This is a genomic window from Nocardioides sp. Root1257 (assembly GCF_001425175.1).
In the GTDB taxonomy this organism is placed as follows: Bacteria; Actinomycetota; Actinomycetes; order Propionibacteriales; family Nocardioidaceae; genus Nocardioides.
The window spans coordinates 677,183-690,910 of the sequence record NZ_LMDV01000001.1 but is presented as its reverse complement, the minus strand read 5'-3'; the positions used below and the strand labels follow the sequence as shown (position 1 = coordinate 690,910).

12 protein-coding genes are annotated in these 13,728 nt (G+C 72.9%); all 12 read left to right on the top strand.

Annotated features, from left to right (window positions below; translation table 11 throughout):
- Nucleotides 1-80: 80 nt before the first annotated feature.
- Entirely contained in the window at nucleotides 81-272 is a 192-nt protein-coding gene (locus ASC77_RS03360) for a hypothetical protein (RefSeq protein WP_056148797.1), read from the top strand.
- A gap of 1 nt (nucleotide 273) precedes the next feature.
- A complete protein-coding gene (rsmH, locus tag ASC77_RS03355; protein WP_056148795.1) occupies nucleotides 274-1,233 on the top strand; it encodes a 16S rRNA (cytosine(1402)-N(4))-methyltransferase RsmH in 960 nt (319 codons plus the stop codon).
- Nucleotides 1,230-1,820: a hypothetical protein gene (locus ASC77_RS03350; RefSeq protein WP_056148793.1), complete on the top strand. Its 591-nt coding sequence runs from the start codon at nucleotides 1,230-1,232 to the stop codon at nucleotides 1,818-1,820. The genes rsmH and ASC77_RS03350 overlap by 4 nt, the downstream gene beginning before the upstream one ends.
- A gap of 68 nt (nucleotides 1,821-1,888) precedes the next feature.
- Nucleotides 1,889-3,661: a peptidoglycan D,D-transpeptidase FtsI family protein gene (locus ASC77_RS03345; protein WP_235547431.1), complete on the top strand. Its 1,773-nt coding sequence runs from the start codon at nucleotides 1,889-1,891 to the stop codon at nucleotides 3,659-3,661.
- Nucleotides 3,662-3,717: 56 nt separating this feature from the next.
- Nucleotides 3,718-5,175: a UDP-N-acetylmuramoyl-L-alanyl-D-glutamate--2,6-diaminopimelate ligase gene (locus ASC77_RS03340; RefSeq protein ID WP_056149851.1), complete on the top strand. Its 1,458-nt coding sequence runs from the start codon at nucleotides 3,718-3,720 to the stop codon at nucleotides 5,173-5,175.
- Nucleotides 5,172-6,536 carry a UDP-N-acetylmuramoyl-tripeptide--D-alanyl-D-alanine ligase gene (locus ASC77_RS03335; protein WP_056148792.1) on the top strand — a complete coding sequence of 455 codons (1,365 nt, stop codon included), beginning with the start codon at nucleotides 5,172-5,174 and terminating at the stop codon, nucleotides 6,534-6,536. Before ASC77_RS03340 ends, ASC77_RS03335 begins: the two co-directional genes overlap by 4 nt.
- On the top strand, nucleotides 6,533-7,621 hold the full coding sequence (gene mraY, locus ASC77_RS03330) for a phospho-N-acetylmuramoyl-pentapeptide-transferase (protein ID WP_056148790.1): 1,089 nt from the start codon (nucleotides 6,533-6,535) through the stop codon (nucleotides 7,619-7,621). Before ASC77_RS03335 ends, mraY begins: the two co-directional genes overlap by 4 nt.
- Nucleotides 7,621-9,087, top strand: coding sequence for a UDP-N-acetylmuramoyl-L-alanine--D-glutamate ligase (gene murD / locus ASC77_RS03325; protein ID WP_056148789.1), 1,467 nt, complete (start codon nucleotides 7,621-7,623; stop codon nucleotides 9,085-9,087). The genes mraY and murD overlap by 1 nt, the downstream gene beginning before the upstream one ends.
- A gap of 23 nt (nucleotides 9,088-9,110) precedes the next feature.
- Nucleotides 9,111-10,364 (top strand): putative lipid II flippase FtsW, encoded by a 1,254-nt coding sequence (gene ftsW, locus ASC77_RS03320; RefSeq protein ID WP_056148787.1) that lies wholly within the window; start codon nucleotides 9,111-9,113, stop codon nucleotides 10,362-10,364.
- 23 nt (nucleotides 10,365-10,387) lie between these two features.
- Entirely contained in the window at nucleotides 10,388-11,473 is a 1,086-nt protein-coding gene (murG, locus tag ASC77_RS03315) for an undecaprenyldiphospho-muramoylpentapeptide beta-N-acetylglucosaminyltransferase (RefSeq protein ID WP_056149847.1), read from the top strand.
- Nucleotides 11,470-12,810, top strand: a complete 1,341-nt coding sequence (gene murC, locus ASC77_RS03310) for a UDP-N-acetylmuramate--L-alanine ligase (RefSeq protein ID WP_056148784.1) — start codon at nucleotides 11,470-11,472, stop codon at nucleotides 12,808-12,810. The genes murG and murC overlap by 4 nt, the downstream gene beginning before the upstream one ends.
- Nucleotides 12,803-13,651: a cell division protein FtsQ/DivIB gene (locus ASC77_RS03305; protein ID WP_082574415.1), complete on the top strand. Its 849-nt coding sequence runs from the start codon at nucleotides 12,803-12,805 to the stop codon at nucleotides 13,649-13,651. Before murC ends, ASC77_RS03305 begins: the two co-directional genes overlap by 8 nt.
- Nucleotides 13,652-13,728 lie beyond the last annotated feature (77 nt).

The following is a 13,728-nucleotide window of genomic DNA, read 5'->3' as shown; positions in this document are numbered from 1 at the left end:
GGGCAGGGACCTGGTCAGGCGGATCGCAGCACCACTCCAGATGTCTTCCCCAGCACCACCACATCGAGGGTCGAGAAGCAATGAGCATCGCGCCAGCGGCACCGTCGCCGCACCCCACCCGGCCGGACCTCCGGCATGCCGGCACCGAGCCGGCGACCCGGGTGCGGCACCAGGCCCGCGACGCCGCGACCCTGATGGCCTTCTCGGCCGCCACCTCGGTCGGAGTAGCGGTGGTCTTCCTGCTCTTCGCAGTCGCGGCGCGTCAGGCCTGACATGCCGAGCCCCTCACACGTCCCGGTCCTCTTGGACCGGGTCGTCGCTCTTCTGGCGCCCGCGCTCGACCGCCCGGGCTCCGTCCTGGTCGATGCGACGCTCGGCCTCGGCGGCCACAGCGAGGCCGTGCTCTCGCGCATCGACGCCACCCGGGTGATCGGCATCGACCGCGACCCGCAGGCACTCGAGATGGCGACCCGGCGGCTCGCGCCTTACGGCGACCGCTTCACCGGCGTCCACGCCGTCTACGACGAGATCGAGGACGTGCTCGACGACCTCGGGCTGCCGGCGGTCGACGGGGTGCTCTTCGACCTCGGCGTCTCCTCGATGCAGCTCGACGTCCGCGAGCGCGGCTTCGCGTACGCCGAGGACGCACCGCTCGACATGCGCATGGACGGCACCGTCGGGATCACGGCCGCGGAGGTGCTCAACACCTACGACGCCGCCGACCTGACCCGGATCCTGCGGGAGTACGGCGAGGAGAAGTTCGCCCGCAAGATCGCGGCCGCGATCGTGCGCGAGCGCGCCACCGAGCCGTTCGCGAGGTCGGGACGCCTGGTCGAGCTGCTGTACGCCGAGATCCCGGCGCCGGCACGGCGTACTGGCGGGCACCCGGCCAAGCGCACCTTCCAGGCGCTGCGCATGGAGGTCAACGACGAGCTCGCCGTGCTCCGCCGGGCGATGCCCGCGTCGATCGACGCGATCAACGTCGGCGGCCGCGTGGTCGTCGAGTCCTACCACTCGCTCGAGGACCGGCTGGTCAAGCAGGCGTTCGTCGCCGCGACCCGCAGCGACGTCCCGGTCGACATGCCGTTCGTGCCGGAGGGGCACGAGCCGGCGCTGCGCCTGGTCACCCGGGGCAGCGAGAAGGCAAGCGCGGAGGAGATCTCCGAGAACCCACGGGCCGCCTCGGTGCGGCTCCGTGTGATCGAGCGAGTGCGAGACAGGGGAGCAGCATGAGCACACCGGCATTCCAGGTCAGGTCCCGGATCCCGCGGTTCGCCGAGGACGCGATCGAGCGGGCCCGCCTGACGGTCGTCCCGAACCGGCGTACGACGACCTCCCGCGCGCCGTTCCTGGCGTTGGTGTCGATGGTGCTGCTCGGCGGCGTCGTCGGCCTCCTCCTCTTCAACACCTCGATGCAGCAGGCGTCGTTCGCCACCACCGCCCTCGAGCAGCAGTCCACCCGGCTGGCCGCCCGGGAGCAGGGGCTCGCGATGGACCTCGACCGCCTGCGGGACCCGCAGCGGATCGCCGCCGCCGCTCAGCGCCTCGGCATGGTGCAGGCCTGCAGCCCGGCCTTCCTCCAGCTCGGCACCGGCAAGGTCACCGGCGCACCCTGCGCCGACTCGACGCCGCTGCGCATCTACGAGCGGGCACCGGTCAAGCCGGCCTCGCTGAACCCCAAGCCGATCATCAAGCACGTGCCCGCGCCGCCCAGCACGACGAACAGCACGGCGAACGGCACCACGGCGAACTCGTCCGGCGACACGGCCACCGCCAACGCGGGTCGGGCGGCCGGAGACGGTAAGAAGAAGAACCAGTAGTTCACACCAGCCCCATCCGCCACCTCTCCGACCGACCCGTCCGACCGAACCGACCGAGGAGCGAGCCGTTGCCCGCCACCCCCTCGCCCCGCGGCACCCGACGCGGCTCACCGCAGCTGCGGCTGCGTGTCGGGTTCGTGGTGATCGCGATGCTGCTGTCGGTCTTCGGCGCACGGCTCGTGCAGCTCCAGGGTCTCGACCCCAACTCGTACGCCCAGATGGCGGCCGCCGAGGGCCTGCGGACCATCGACCTGCCCGCCGCGCGCGGTGACATCCTCGACCGCAACGGCGAGCCGCTCGCGGACTCCGTCGACGGGCTGATGATCATCGCGGACCCACGCCTCACGGCGCCGCACGCGGCCGACCTCGCGGCCTTCCTCTACAAGAAGCTCGACATCGACTACGCCGACACCCTCGCCAAGCTGCGCGAGCACGAGGTGGACGGGACGGAGATCCGCTTCGAGTACATCGCGCGCCGGGTGCCGTCGACGATCGCGACCGAGGTCCTCGCGGAGGCCGACAAGCGCGGCTACAAGGGCCTGACCACCGAGCGTGACCCGCTGCGCGACTACCCCGCGGGCGACGTCGGCTCCAACCTCGTGGGCTTCATGGGCACCGACGAGCCGCTCGCCGGCTTCGAGCGCACCTTCAACAAGCAGCTGTCCGGCACCGACGGGTCGGCGCGCTACGAGGTGGGCGGCGGCAACCGGATCCCGCTCGGCGAGAGCACCCAGACCGCCCCGGTGGACGGGCAGGACCTCAAGACCACGATCGACCTCGACCTGCAGTGGTACACGCAACGGGTGCTGCGCCAGACCGTCGAGGACGCCGGGGCCGAGTCCGGGTTCGCGATCGTGATGGACACCCGCAGCGGCGGGCTCCTCGCGGTCGCCGACGACCCGACGTACGACGCCAACGACCCGACCGACTCCCCGAAGGCCGACCTCGGCTCGCGCGCCCTCCAGGACGTCTACGAGCCCGGCTCGGTGGAGAAGGTGCTGACGGTCAGCTCGCTGATCGACCTCGGCCTGGTCTCGCCGCGCACCAAGATCGTGGTGCCGCCGCAGCTCAACCGCGAGGACCGCACGATCCACGACTGGTTCCCGCACGGCACGATCCCGCTGACCCTCGCCGGCGTGATCGCCAAGTCCTCCAACATCGGCACCGTCCTGGCCGCCGACAAGTTCAAGCAGGGCCAGCTCGACGCCTACCTGCGCCAGTTCGGGCTCGGCCAGCGCACCGACATCGGGGTGCGCGGCGAGACGCCCGGCCTGCTGCCGCCCGGTAACACCTGGACCCACCAGACGCAGGACCGCATCGCCTTCGGCCAGTCGCTCTCGGTCAACGGGGTGCAGATGGCCGCGGCCGTCAACACGATCGCGAACGGCGGCGTGCGGATCTCGCCGAACGTCATCGAGGGCTCCGCCACCACCGACGACGGCAAGGTCGTCGGCACCGACCACACCACCCGCAAGCGGGTCGTGAGCGCCAAGGCGGCCCGCGAGACGATGCTGATGATGGAGCGGGTCATCGACCCCGACGTCGGCGTCGCCCCCGGTGCGGCCGTCCCCGGCTACCGGGTCGCCGGCAAGACCGGCACGGCCCAGCGGGTGGGCGCCGAGTGCGGCTGCTACGACGGCACCGACACCGTCTCGTTCGCGGGCTTCGCCCCGGCCGACAACCCGCGCTTCACGATCTACGTGGTCGTCCAGAACCCCGCCACCGGCGGTGGCGGCTCGGTCGCAGGCCCGGCGTTCGCGAAGATCATGAGCTACGCGCTGCGCCGCTACGCGGTCCCGCCGACCGGCACCCAGCCCTCCCGGCTCCCGGTCGACTGGTGAGCGCCGCACAACGATAGGTTCACGTGGTGAGCGACTCCACCCGGCCCCGGCACCCGCTGCGGACGCCGCTCGAGACACTCGCGCAGTGGCTCCGGGCGGACGTCATCGGCGCCGCTGACGGCGACGTCACGGGCGTCTCGCTGTCCTCGCAGCGGATCCGGCCGGGTGACCTGTACGCCGCGCTGCCGGGCGCCCGCGCTCACGGCATGGACTTCGTCGCCGCCGCGCTCGACGCGGGTGCCGTGGCCGTCCTGACCGACCCCGCCGGGGCGGAGACCGCGGTGGACGTGCCCGTCCTGGTCGTCGACCACCCCCGCGCCGTGCTCGGCCGCCTCGCCGCCCGCGTGTACGGCGAGCCGGCGACCGGGATGCGGATGATCGGCGTCACCGGGACCCAGGGCAAGACCACCACGACCCGGCTCGCCGAGAGCGGGCTCGAGCAGGCCGGCGTCCGCGCCGCCGTCATCGGGACCGTCGGCACCCGGGTGGCCGGCGAGGACGTGAAGACGACCCTGACGACCCCGGAGGCGCCGGACCTCCACGGGCTGTTCGCGATGATGCGCGAGCGCGACGTGGCCGTGTGCGCGATGGAGGTCTCCAGCCACGCCCTGGTGATGGGCCGGGTCGACGGCGTCGTGTTCGACGTCGCCGTCTTCCTCAACCTCGGCCGCGACCACCTCGACTTCCACCGCGACGTGGACGACTACTTCGACGCCAAGGCCTCGCTCTTCACCCCCGAGCGCGCCCGGGTCGGTCTCACCAACGTCGACGACGAGCACGGCCGCCTGCTGATGGAGCGGGCGACGATCCCGATGAGGACGTTCTCCGCGCAGGGCGCCGACGCCGACTGGCGTGCCTCCGACGTAGAGCTGACGGCCGAGGGCTCGACGTTCGTGATCACCACCCCCACGGGGGCCCGGATCAGTGCCGGGTGCCCGCTGCCCGGCGACTTCAACGTGTCCAACACGCTGGCCGCGGTCGCCGCCGCCGGCGAGGCGGGCCTGGACACTGCCGCCGTGGCCGCCGGCATCGCGGCCGGCGGGGGAGTCCCCGGTCGCCTCGAGCGGGTGGACGCCGGCCAGGAGTTCGTGGTCGTCGTCGACTACGCCCACAAGCCCGACGCGGTCGCCGCGGCCATCCAGACTCTGCGCCCGCTGACCGAGGGACAGGTGATCGTGGTGCTCGGCGCCGGCGGTGACCGGGACCCGGGCAAGCGCCCGATCATGGCCGAGATCGCCGCCCGGCTGGCCGACGTCCTCGTCGTCACCGACGACAACCCGCGCACCGAGGACCCGGCCGACATCCGCGCGGCGATGCTCGCCGGCATCACCCATCCGGCGGCGGACGTCGTGGAGATCGGGGACCGGCGCGCGGCCATCCACGAGGCGCTGCGGCGCGCGGCCCCCGGCGACATCGTGCTGGTCGCCGGCAAGGGACACGAGACAGGGCAGGAGATCAACGGCGTGGTGCACCCCTTCGACGACCGCGAGGTCGTGCGCGAGGCGCTCACATGATGGCGATGACCCTGCGGGAGATCGCGGACGTCGTGGGCGGCACGGTCGCCGATGGGGCCGCCGAGGTCGTGGTGACCGGACCGGCGTACGTCGACACCCGCGCGGCCGTCGACGGCGGCCTGTTCGTCGCGGTGGTCGGCGAGCGGGTCGACGGCCACGACTACGCGGAGGGGGCGCACGCCGTGCTGGGCAGCCGCCCCACGACCGCTCCGACGGTCGTGGTCGCGGACCCCGTCGTCGCGCTCGGTCGTCTCGCGCGCCACGTCGTCGACCGGCTCGACCTCACCGTGCTCGCGCTGACCGGCTCGCAGGGCAAGACCGGCACCAAGGACTACCTGGCCCAGGTGCTGGCCGCCGCCGGTCCGACGGTGGCGACGGCGGGCAACCACAACAACGAGATCGGCGTCCCCCTGACCGTGCTGGCCGCCGACGCCTCGACCCGTCACCTCGTGGTCGAGATGGGAGCCCGCGGCGTCGGACACATCGCGTACCTCTGCGAGATCGCGCCGCCGCACGTCGCGGCCGTGATCAACGTCGGGACCGCGCACATCGGCGAGTTCGGCTCTCGCGAGGCGATCGCGCAGGCCAAGGGCGAGATCGTCGAGGCGCTGCCCGCCGACGGCACGGCCGTCCTGAACGCCGCCGACCCGCTGGTCGCGGCCATGGCGCCGCGCACGAACGCCCGCGTGCTCACCTTCTCCGCGGGTGGCGACGTGGCCGCCAGGGCCGTCGAGGTCGACGACCTCGACCGGCCCTCGTTCGAGCTCGGCCACGCCGGGGAGTGGCACCCGGTCGCGCTGCGCCACTCCGGCGCCCACCAGGTCGAGAACGCGCTGGCCGCCGCCGCGATGGCGATCGCCGTCGGGATGCCGCTGGCCGAGATCGCCACCGCGCTGAGCGCCGCCGGGGGCTCCTCGCCACACCGGATGGCGCTGCACGAGCGCGCCGACGGCCTCGTCGTGATCGACGACTCCTACAACGCCAACCCCGCCTCGACCACGGCCGCGCTGGAGGCCCTCGCGGTGATCGGACGGCGGCGCGGACGTCGTACCGTCGCGGTCCTCGGCGAGATGCGCGAGCTCGGCGAGAGCGCGCACGCCGGGCACGTGGAGGTCGGCGAGGCCGCCACCCGGCTCGGCATCGACGTGGTCGTCGTGGTCGGCGAGGCCGCCTCCGGGATCGCAGACGGGCACGGTGAGGCGATCCTCACGGCGGGGCGTGACGAGGCACTGGCCTGGGTACGCGAGAATGTCGCGGCCGGGGACGTCGTCCTCGTCAAGGCGTCGAACGGCGTCGCGTTGTGGGTGATCGCGGAGCAGCTGCTCGCCCAAGAACCGGAGGGAGGGACCAGCACGCCATGAGAGCGATTCTCTTCGGGGGCGGCCTGGCCCTGCTCATCTCGCTGCTCGGCACCCGCGGCGCGATCAGCCTCTTCACGAGGTGGGGCTACGGCCAGGAGATCCGCGACGACGGACCCACCACCCACCACACCAAGCGCGGCACGCCCACGATGGGCGGGGTCGTCATCATCCTGGCGACCGTCGGGGGCTACTTCTCTGCCTTGCTGATCACCGGAACCCCGCCATCGGCGTCCGCGCTGCTGCTGCTCTTCCTCTTCGTCGGCATGGGGCTGGTCGGCTTCCTCGACGACTACATCAAGATCTCCAAGCAGCGCAGCCTGGGCCTGCGCAGCAAGGCGAAGATGATCGGCCAGACCCTGGTCGCCCTGATCTTCGGTGCGCTCGCACTGTCGCCGTGGCTCGAGGACGAGAACGGCGTCACGCCGGCCTCCGAGAAGATCTCGTTCCTGCGCGACATCAGCTGGCTCGCCCTGCCCACGGTGCTGGCCGTGCTGCTGTTCTGGCTGATCATCGTCGGCACCAGCAACGGCGTGAACCTCGCCGACGGCCTCGACGGGCTCGCCGCAGGCGCCTCCACCATGGTGTTCGCGGCGTACATGATCGTGAACATCTGGCAGAGCAACCAGTTCTGTGGCGCCGACCCGACGACGCCGCTCTGCTACGACGTCCGAGATCCGCTCGACCTCGCGATCGTCTCCGCCGCGCTCACGGGCGCGTGCTTCGGCTTCCTGTGGTGGAACGCCTCGCCGGCCGCGATCTTCATGGGCGACACCGGCTCGCTCTCGCTGGGCGCGGCGCTGGCGGGGCTCGCGATCCTGACCCGCACCGAGCTGCTCCTCGTGGTGCTGGGCGGACTGTTCGTCCTCGAGACCGTCTCGGTCATCATCCAGGTCGGCACCTTCAAGGTCACCAAGCGGCTGACCGGCACCGGCCGCCGGGTCTTCCGGATGACGCCGATCCACCACCACTTCGAGATGCTCGGCTGGGAGCAGATCACTGTGGTGATCCGCTTCTGGATCATCACCGGGCTCTGCGTCGCGGGTGGGCTCGGCATCTTCTACGCCGAGTGGGTGGCGAGGCTGTAGTGGACGCCAGCAACCTCGGGCGCCACGACTCCTGGGAGGGGGTCCGCGCGGTCGTCGCGGGCCTCGGCGTGTCCGGGTTCGCGGCCGCCGACAACCTCAACCACCTCGGCGCGAGCGTCGTCGCACTCGACGAGTCCGAGGCCGGCGACCGACCCGAGAAGGCCGAGCTCCTCGAGGTGCTGGGCGCCGACGTACGCCTCGGCGAGGGCGCGACCGCCACGCTGCCCGACGGCGTCGACGTGCTGGTCACCTCGCCCGGCTGGAAGCCGACCGCGCCGCTGCTCGCGCAGGCGACCGCACGCGGGATCCCGGTCTGGGGCGAGGTCGAGCTCGCCTGGCGGCTGCGCGACCCCGAGCACGACACCCCGTGGCTCTGCGTGACCGGCACCAACGGCAAGACGACGACCGTGCAGATGCTCGACTCGATCCTGCGCGCTGCAGGCCTGCGCAGCATCGCGGTCGGCAACGTGGGGCTCCCGATCGTCGAGGCCGTGATGGACCCGGAGCCCTACGACGTGCTCGCCGTCGAGCTCTCGAGCTTCCAGCTCCACTACACCGACTCGATGAGCGCCCAGTCCGCGGCTGTGCTCAACGTCGCTGAGGACCACCTCGACTGGTACTCGTCCATGGCCGACTACGCGGCCGACAAGGGCCGCATCTACGAGCGGGTGCAGCGCGCCTGCGTCTACAACGTCGCCGACCCCGAGACGGAGCGACTGGTCCGCGAGGCCGATGTCGTCGAGGGCGCGCGAGCGGTGGGCTTCACGCTCGGCATGCCCAGCGTCGGGATGGTCGGCCTGGTCGAGGACATCCTCGCCGACCGCGCGTTCATCGAGCAGCGCGACAGCAGCGCCGCCGAGCTGTGCACGATCTCCGACCTCGCACTCAACAATCCAGGAGGGGCCGCACCCCACGTCGTGGCGAACGCCCTCGCCGCGGCAGCCCTGGCGCGCTCGCACGGCGTCTCGCAGGCCGCCGTGCGCGACGGGTTGCGGGCGTTCCGTCCCGACGGCCACCGGATCGCGGTCGTGGGGGAGCGCGACGGCGTCACCTGGGTCGACGACTCCAAGGCCACCAACCCGCACGCCGCGCAGTCCTCGCTGCTCGCCTACGACTCGGTCGTCTGGGTGGCCGGCGGCCTCGCCAAGGGCGCCCGCTTCGACGAGCTGGTGCAGACGGCCGGACGCCGCCTGCGGGCCGCGATCCTGATCGGTCGCGACCGCGACGTCATCGCCGACGCGCTTTCGCGACACGCCCCCGATGTGCCCGTCATCGTGGTCGGCGGCGACGAGACTGAGCCTGTAGATGGTGGGCATGCCATGGCGCGTGTCGTGGAGGCCGCGGCCGAGTTGGCCCGACCCGGCGACACGGTCCTGCTGGCTCCCGGATGCGCGTCCATGGACATGTTCACCAACTACGCCGAGCGCGGCGACGCGTTCGCGGACGCCGTACGACGCAGGCTGTAACGCCCAGGCAGGAGGGGAGCGCGATGACCACCGCGAGCCCCGACGACGACCTGACCGCCCGCCGCGGCCCGTCGGTCCTGAGCTGGTCCCGCTCGGCCCGTGAGGCGCTGGATCGCCCGCTCACGGCGTACTACCTGCTGCTCGGCGCCTCCGCGCTGCTGCTCACCATCGGCCTGATCATGGTGCTCAGCGCCTCGAGCGTGTACTCCTACCAGCAGAACGACGGCAACTCGTACGCCGTCGTCACCCGCCAGCTGATGTGGGTCGCGATCGGCATCCCGTGCGCCTGGGTCGCCTCGCGGCTGCCGCTGGGCGTCGTGCGCCGGTTCGCCTGGCCGGCCCTGCTCGTGGCGATCGTGCTGCTCGCCCTGGTGCGCGTGCCGGGCCTCGGCGTCGAGGTCAACGGCAACCAGAACTGGCTCGGCCTCGGCCCCTTCGTGATCCAGCCGGCCGAGATCGCCAAGCTCGCGATCGTGCTGTGGGCCGCGCACATCTACGCCCGCAAGGAGAAGCGGCTCGGCAACCTGCACGAGCTGATCTTCCCGGTGGTGCTCGGCATCGGCGTGGTGATCCTGCTCGTCATGCTCGGCAAGGACCTCGGCACCGCGCTGGTGCTCTTCGCCATCCTGCTCGCGATGCTCTGGGTCGTCGGTGCGCCCGCCCGGCTGTTCACGATCTCGATCCTGGTCAGCGGCGTGATCGCGCTCTACCTGGCGACCACCAGCCAGCACCGGCTCGACCGGCTCACCACCTTCACCGACCCCTTCAAGGACTTCCACCACACCGGCTGGCAGCCCGCGCACGGCCTCTACGCGCTCGCCTCCGGCGGGTGGTTCGGCGAGGGCATCGGCGCCAGCCGCGAGAAGTGGGGCACCCTGCCCGAGGCCCACACCGACTTCATCTTCGCGGTGCTCGGCGAGGAGCTCGGGCTGGTCGGCACGCTGCTCGTGATCGGCCTCTTCCTCACGATCGCGTACGCCGCGGTCCGGGTCGCCAGCCACACCGCCGACCCGTTCGTGCGCTACCTGACCTTCGGCATCGTCGTGTGGCTGCTCGGCCAGATGATCATCAACGTCGGCATGGTCCTCGCGCTGCTCCCGGTCATCGGCATCCCGCTCCCGCTCGTCTCCTACGGCGGCTCCGCACTGGTGCCGTCCCTGGTCGCCCTCGGGCTGCTGATCGGGTTCGCGCGCCGTGAGCCGGAGGCGGCCCGGGCACTGGCCCAACGCAAGAAGGCCCGGTCGGCCGGTCTCTCGGCCGGTCGCGCCTCTCACTAGGGCCGTACATAAACTTGGCCGTGATGCGCGTTCTCCTCGCCGGCGGTGGCACCGCCGGCCACACCTCGCCCCTGCTCGCCACCGCCGACGCGATCCGTCGGCTCGCACCCGACCTCGGCATCGAGGTCGAGATCACCTGTCTCGGCACGCCCCGCGGGCTCGAGAACAGGGTGGTCCCGGAGGCGGGCTACCCGCTCGAGCTGATCCCGCCGGTCCCACTGCCGCGCAAGCCCAACGCCGACCTCGTCAAGGTGCCGGTCCGGCTGCGCGCGGCCGTGAAGGAGACGCTCGCGGTCTTCGACCGGGTCCGTCCCGACGTCGTCGTGGGGTACGGCGGCTACGTCTCGATGCCGGCCTACCTCGCCGCCCGGCGGCGCAAGCTGCCGCTGCTCGTCCACGAGCAGAACGCCGTGCCCGGCCTCGCCAACAAGGTCGGCGCCCGGGTGGCGCAGCGGGTCGCCGTGAGCTTCCCGGACACCCCGCTGCCGAAGGCGGAGTACGTCGGCCTCCCGATCCGCACCATGATCTCCGGCCTCGATCGCGCCGCCCTGCGCGCGGAGGCCCGGGCGTTCTTCGGCCTGGACCCGGACCGGCCGACCCTGCTGGTCACCGGCGGTTCCCAGGGCGCGCGCAAGCTTAACCAGTCCGTCTCCGGTGCCGCCGCCGCGCTCGCCGCGGCCGGCGTGCAGGTGCTCCACGTCGTCGGCCCGCAGGGCGAGGCGTCGCCCGAAGCCGCCGGCGAGGTGCCCTACGTCGTCGTGAACTTCGTCGACCGGATGGACCTCGCCTACGCCGCCGCCGACCTGGTGGTCTGCCGGGCCGGTGCCTCGAGCGTCACCGAGGCGGCGGCGGTCGGCCTGCCGGCCGTCTTCGTGCCGCTGCCGATCGGCAACGGCGAGCAGGTGCGCAACGCCGCCCCCGTCGTCGACGCCGGAGGCGGCCTGCTGGTCGCCGACGCGGACGTGAGCCCCGAGTGGATCGCCGGCACCGTCCCCGCGCTCGCCACCGACCCGGACCGGCTCGCGGCGATGAGCGCCGCGGCCTCCGCACTGGTGCCCCGCGACGCCGACGAGAAGCTCGCGCGCATGGTGTTCGAGGCCCGCCGATGAAGGTGCCGGTCCCCGCCGAGATCCTCCCGGTCGACCGGCTCGGCCGCGTCCACCTCGTCGGCATCGGCGGAGCCGGCCTGTCCGGCATCGCCCGGATCATGCTGGCCCGGGGCGTCTCCGTCAGCGGCAGCGACGGCACCGACTCGCCGACGCTGCAGGCGCTGCGCGAGCTCGGGGCGACCGTGCACCTCGGGCACGCCGCCGAGCAGGTCCGCGACGTCGACACTGTCGTCGTGTCCACCGCCGTGCGCGAGGACAACCCGGAGTACGCCGAGGCGGTGCGCCAGGGCCTGCGCATCCTGCCCCGCTCGGCCGCGCTCGCCGCGCTGATGGCCGACCGCCGGGTCGTGGCCGTCGCCGGCACCCACGGCAAGACGACCACGACGTCGCTGCTCACGATCGCGTTGCAGGCCGCGGGCGCGGACCCGACGTACGCCATCGGCGGCGACCTGGCCGCGACGGGCGTCAACGCGGCCGCCGGGTCGGGCGACCTGTTCGTGGCCGAGGCCGACGAGAGCGACGGCGCCTTCCTGCACTACGCGCCGTACGCCGCCATCGTGACCAACGTCGAGGCCGACCACCTCGACAACTGGGGGACCGAGGAGGCCTACGTCGCGGCGTTCGACGAGTTCGCCGACACCCTCGACCCCGAGGGCTTCCTGGTCTGCGTCGGCGACGACCCCGGCGCCGCCGCGCTTGCCGAGCGGCATCGCGCGGCCGGGCGCCGCGTCGTGACCGTCTCCGCCCGCGAGCCGGGCGCGCTGGCCGACGTGACGCTCTGGTCGCCGGGGGAGCACTACCTCGCCGACGCGCTGGCCGCGCTGGCCGCCGGGCGCGAGCTGGGCTTCGACGAGCAGGACCTGGTCCGCGGGCTGGCGTCCTACACCGGCACCAAGCGCCGGATGGAGCGCAAGGGCGAGGCCGGCGGGGTGCGCGTCTACGACAGCTACGCCCACCACCCGACCGAGATCGCCGGCGACCTGGCGGCCGCCCGCGCGGTCGCGGGGAGCGGGCGGGTCGTCGTCGCGTTCCAGCCGCACCTGGTGTCGCGGACCCGGATCTTCGGCGAGGCGATGGGGGTGGCGCTCGGAGCGGCCGACGAGGTCGTGGTGCTCGACGTCTACCTGGCCCGCGAGGACGCCGACCCGGCCGTGACCGGCGCGCTGGTCGCGGGCGCGGTGCCGCTCCCCGCCGACCGGGTGGCGTTCGTGCCGGGCTTCGACGACGTCGCCGGCGAGCTGGTCTCACGGGCGCGCCCCGGCGACCTGGTGCTGACCCTCGGCGCCGGCACCGTCACCGAGATCGCGCCCCGGGTCCTGGAGCTGCTCGGTGGCTAGGCGGACCACGAGGCCGACCGGGGGGCCGACCGGGGGACCGACCGGAGGGCCGGGCGACCCGGACGCGACCCAGGGCTTCGACGCGCTCGCTGTCGACGACGACGTCCCGGAGGCGGACCCGGCGCTGCTGCGCAGCCGTCGCCGCTTCGCGCGCCGTCAGTGGACCCGTCGGTGGCTCGCCTGGAAGCCGGTCCTCGCGGTCGTCCTGCTCGTCGCCCTGCTGGTCGGCGTGCTGTGGCTGGTGTTCTTCTCCTCCTACCTCGCGGTGCAGGGCGTCCGGGTCGCCGGCGTGCAGCAGCTGAGCGCGGCCGAGGTCGAGCGCGCGGCCGCCGTACCCGAGGGGGACCCGCTGGCGCGGGTCGACCTGGAGCGGATCCGCACCCGCGTCGAGTCGCTGGCCACCGTGAAGTCCGCCGACGTGACCCGCGAGTGGCCGGACACCGTGCTGATCACCGTCGTCGAGCGCGAGCCGGTGGCCGTGGTCGAGATCGGCGGCAAGCTGCGCGGGCTCGACGAGGACGGCGTGGTCTTCCGCGACTACGCGCGGGCGCCGGCCGACCTGCCGCGCCTGCAGACCTCCGCCGACACCGGCGCCGAGGCGCTGCGCGAGGGCGCCCTCGTGGTCGCCTCCCTGCCGCACGACCTCTCCGCCAAGGTCGACCACGTCGACGTGCAGACCGTCGACGAGATCACCCTCGAGCTCCGCGACGGCCGCGAGGTGGAGTGGGGGAGCTCGGAGCAGTCGGACCAGAAGGCCGAGGTCCTGGCCAAGCTCCTCACCGCCGTCCAGGCCCAGCACTACGACGTCTCCGTCCCGGGCCAGCCGACCAGCAAGCAGTAGAGCCCGATTTCTGCGACAAGTCGCGGGCGCGCGGGCGTGTCGCCACGGTTCGGCGTACGCCGGTGCCTACTGTCGTG

What these genes read in the sequence shown, in the direction of transcription:
- ASC77_RS03360 (WP_056148797.1), top strand. Translation starts at nt 81, where the DNA reads ATGAGCATCGCGCCAGCGGCACCGTCGCCGCACCCCACCCGGCCGGAC.
- rsmH (WP_056148795.1), top strand. Translation starts at nt 274, where the DNA reads ATGCCGAGCCCCTCACACGTCCCGGTCCTCTTGGACCGGGTCGTCGCT.
- ASC77_RS03350 (WP_056148793.1), top strand. Translation starts at nt 1,230, where the DNA reads ATGAGCACACCGGCATTCCAGGTCAGGTCCCGGATCCCGCGGTTCGCC.
- ASC77_RS03335 (WP_056148792.1), top strand. Translation starts at nt 5,172, where the DNA reads ATGATGGCGATGACCCTGCGGGAGATCGCGGACGTCGTGGGCGGCACG.
- mraY (WP_056148790.1), top strand. Translation starts at nt 6,533, where the DNA reads ATGAGAGCGATTCTCTTCGGGGGCGGCCTGGCCCTGCTCATCTCGCTG.
- ftsW (WP_056148787.1), top strand. Translation starts at nt 9,111, where the DNA reads ATGACCACCGCGAGCCCCGACGACGACCTGACCGCCCGCCGCGGCCCG.
- murG (WP_056149847.1), top strand. Translation starts at nt 10,388, where the DNA reads ATGCGCGTTCTCCTCGCCGGCGGTGGCACCGCCGGCCACACCTCGCCC.
- murC (WP_056148784.1), top strand. Translation starts at nt 11,470, where the DNA reads ATGAAGGTGCCGGTCCCCGCCGAGATCCTCCCGGTCGACCGGCTCGGC.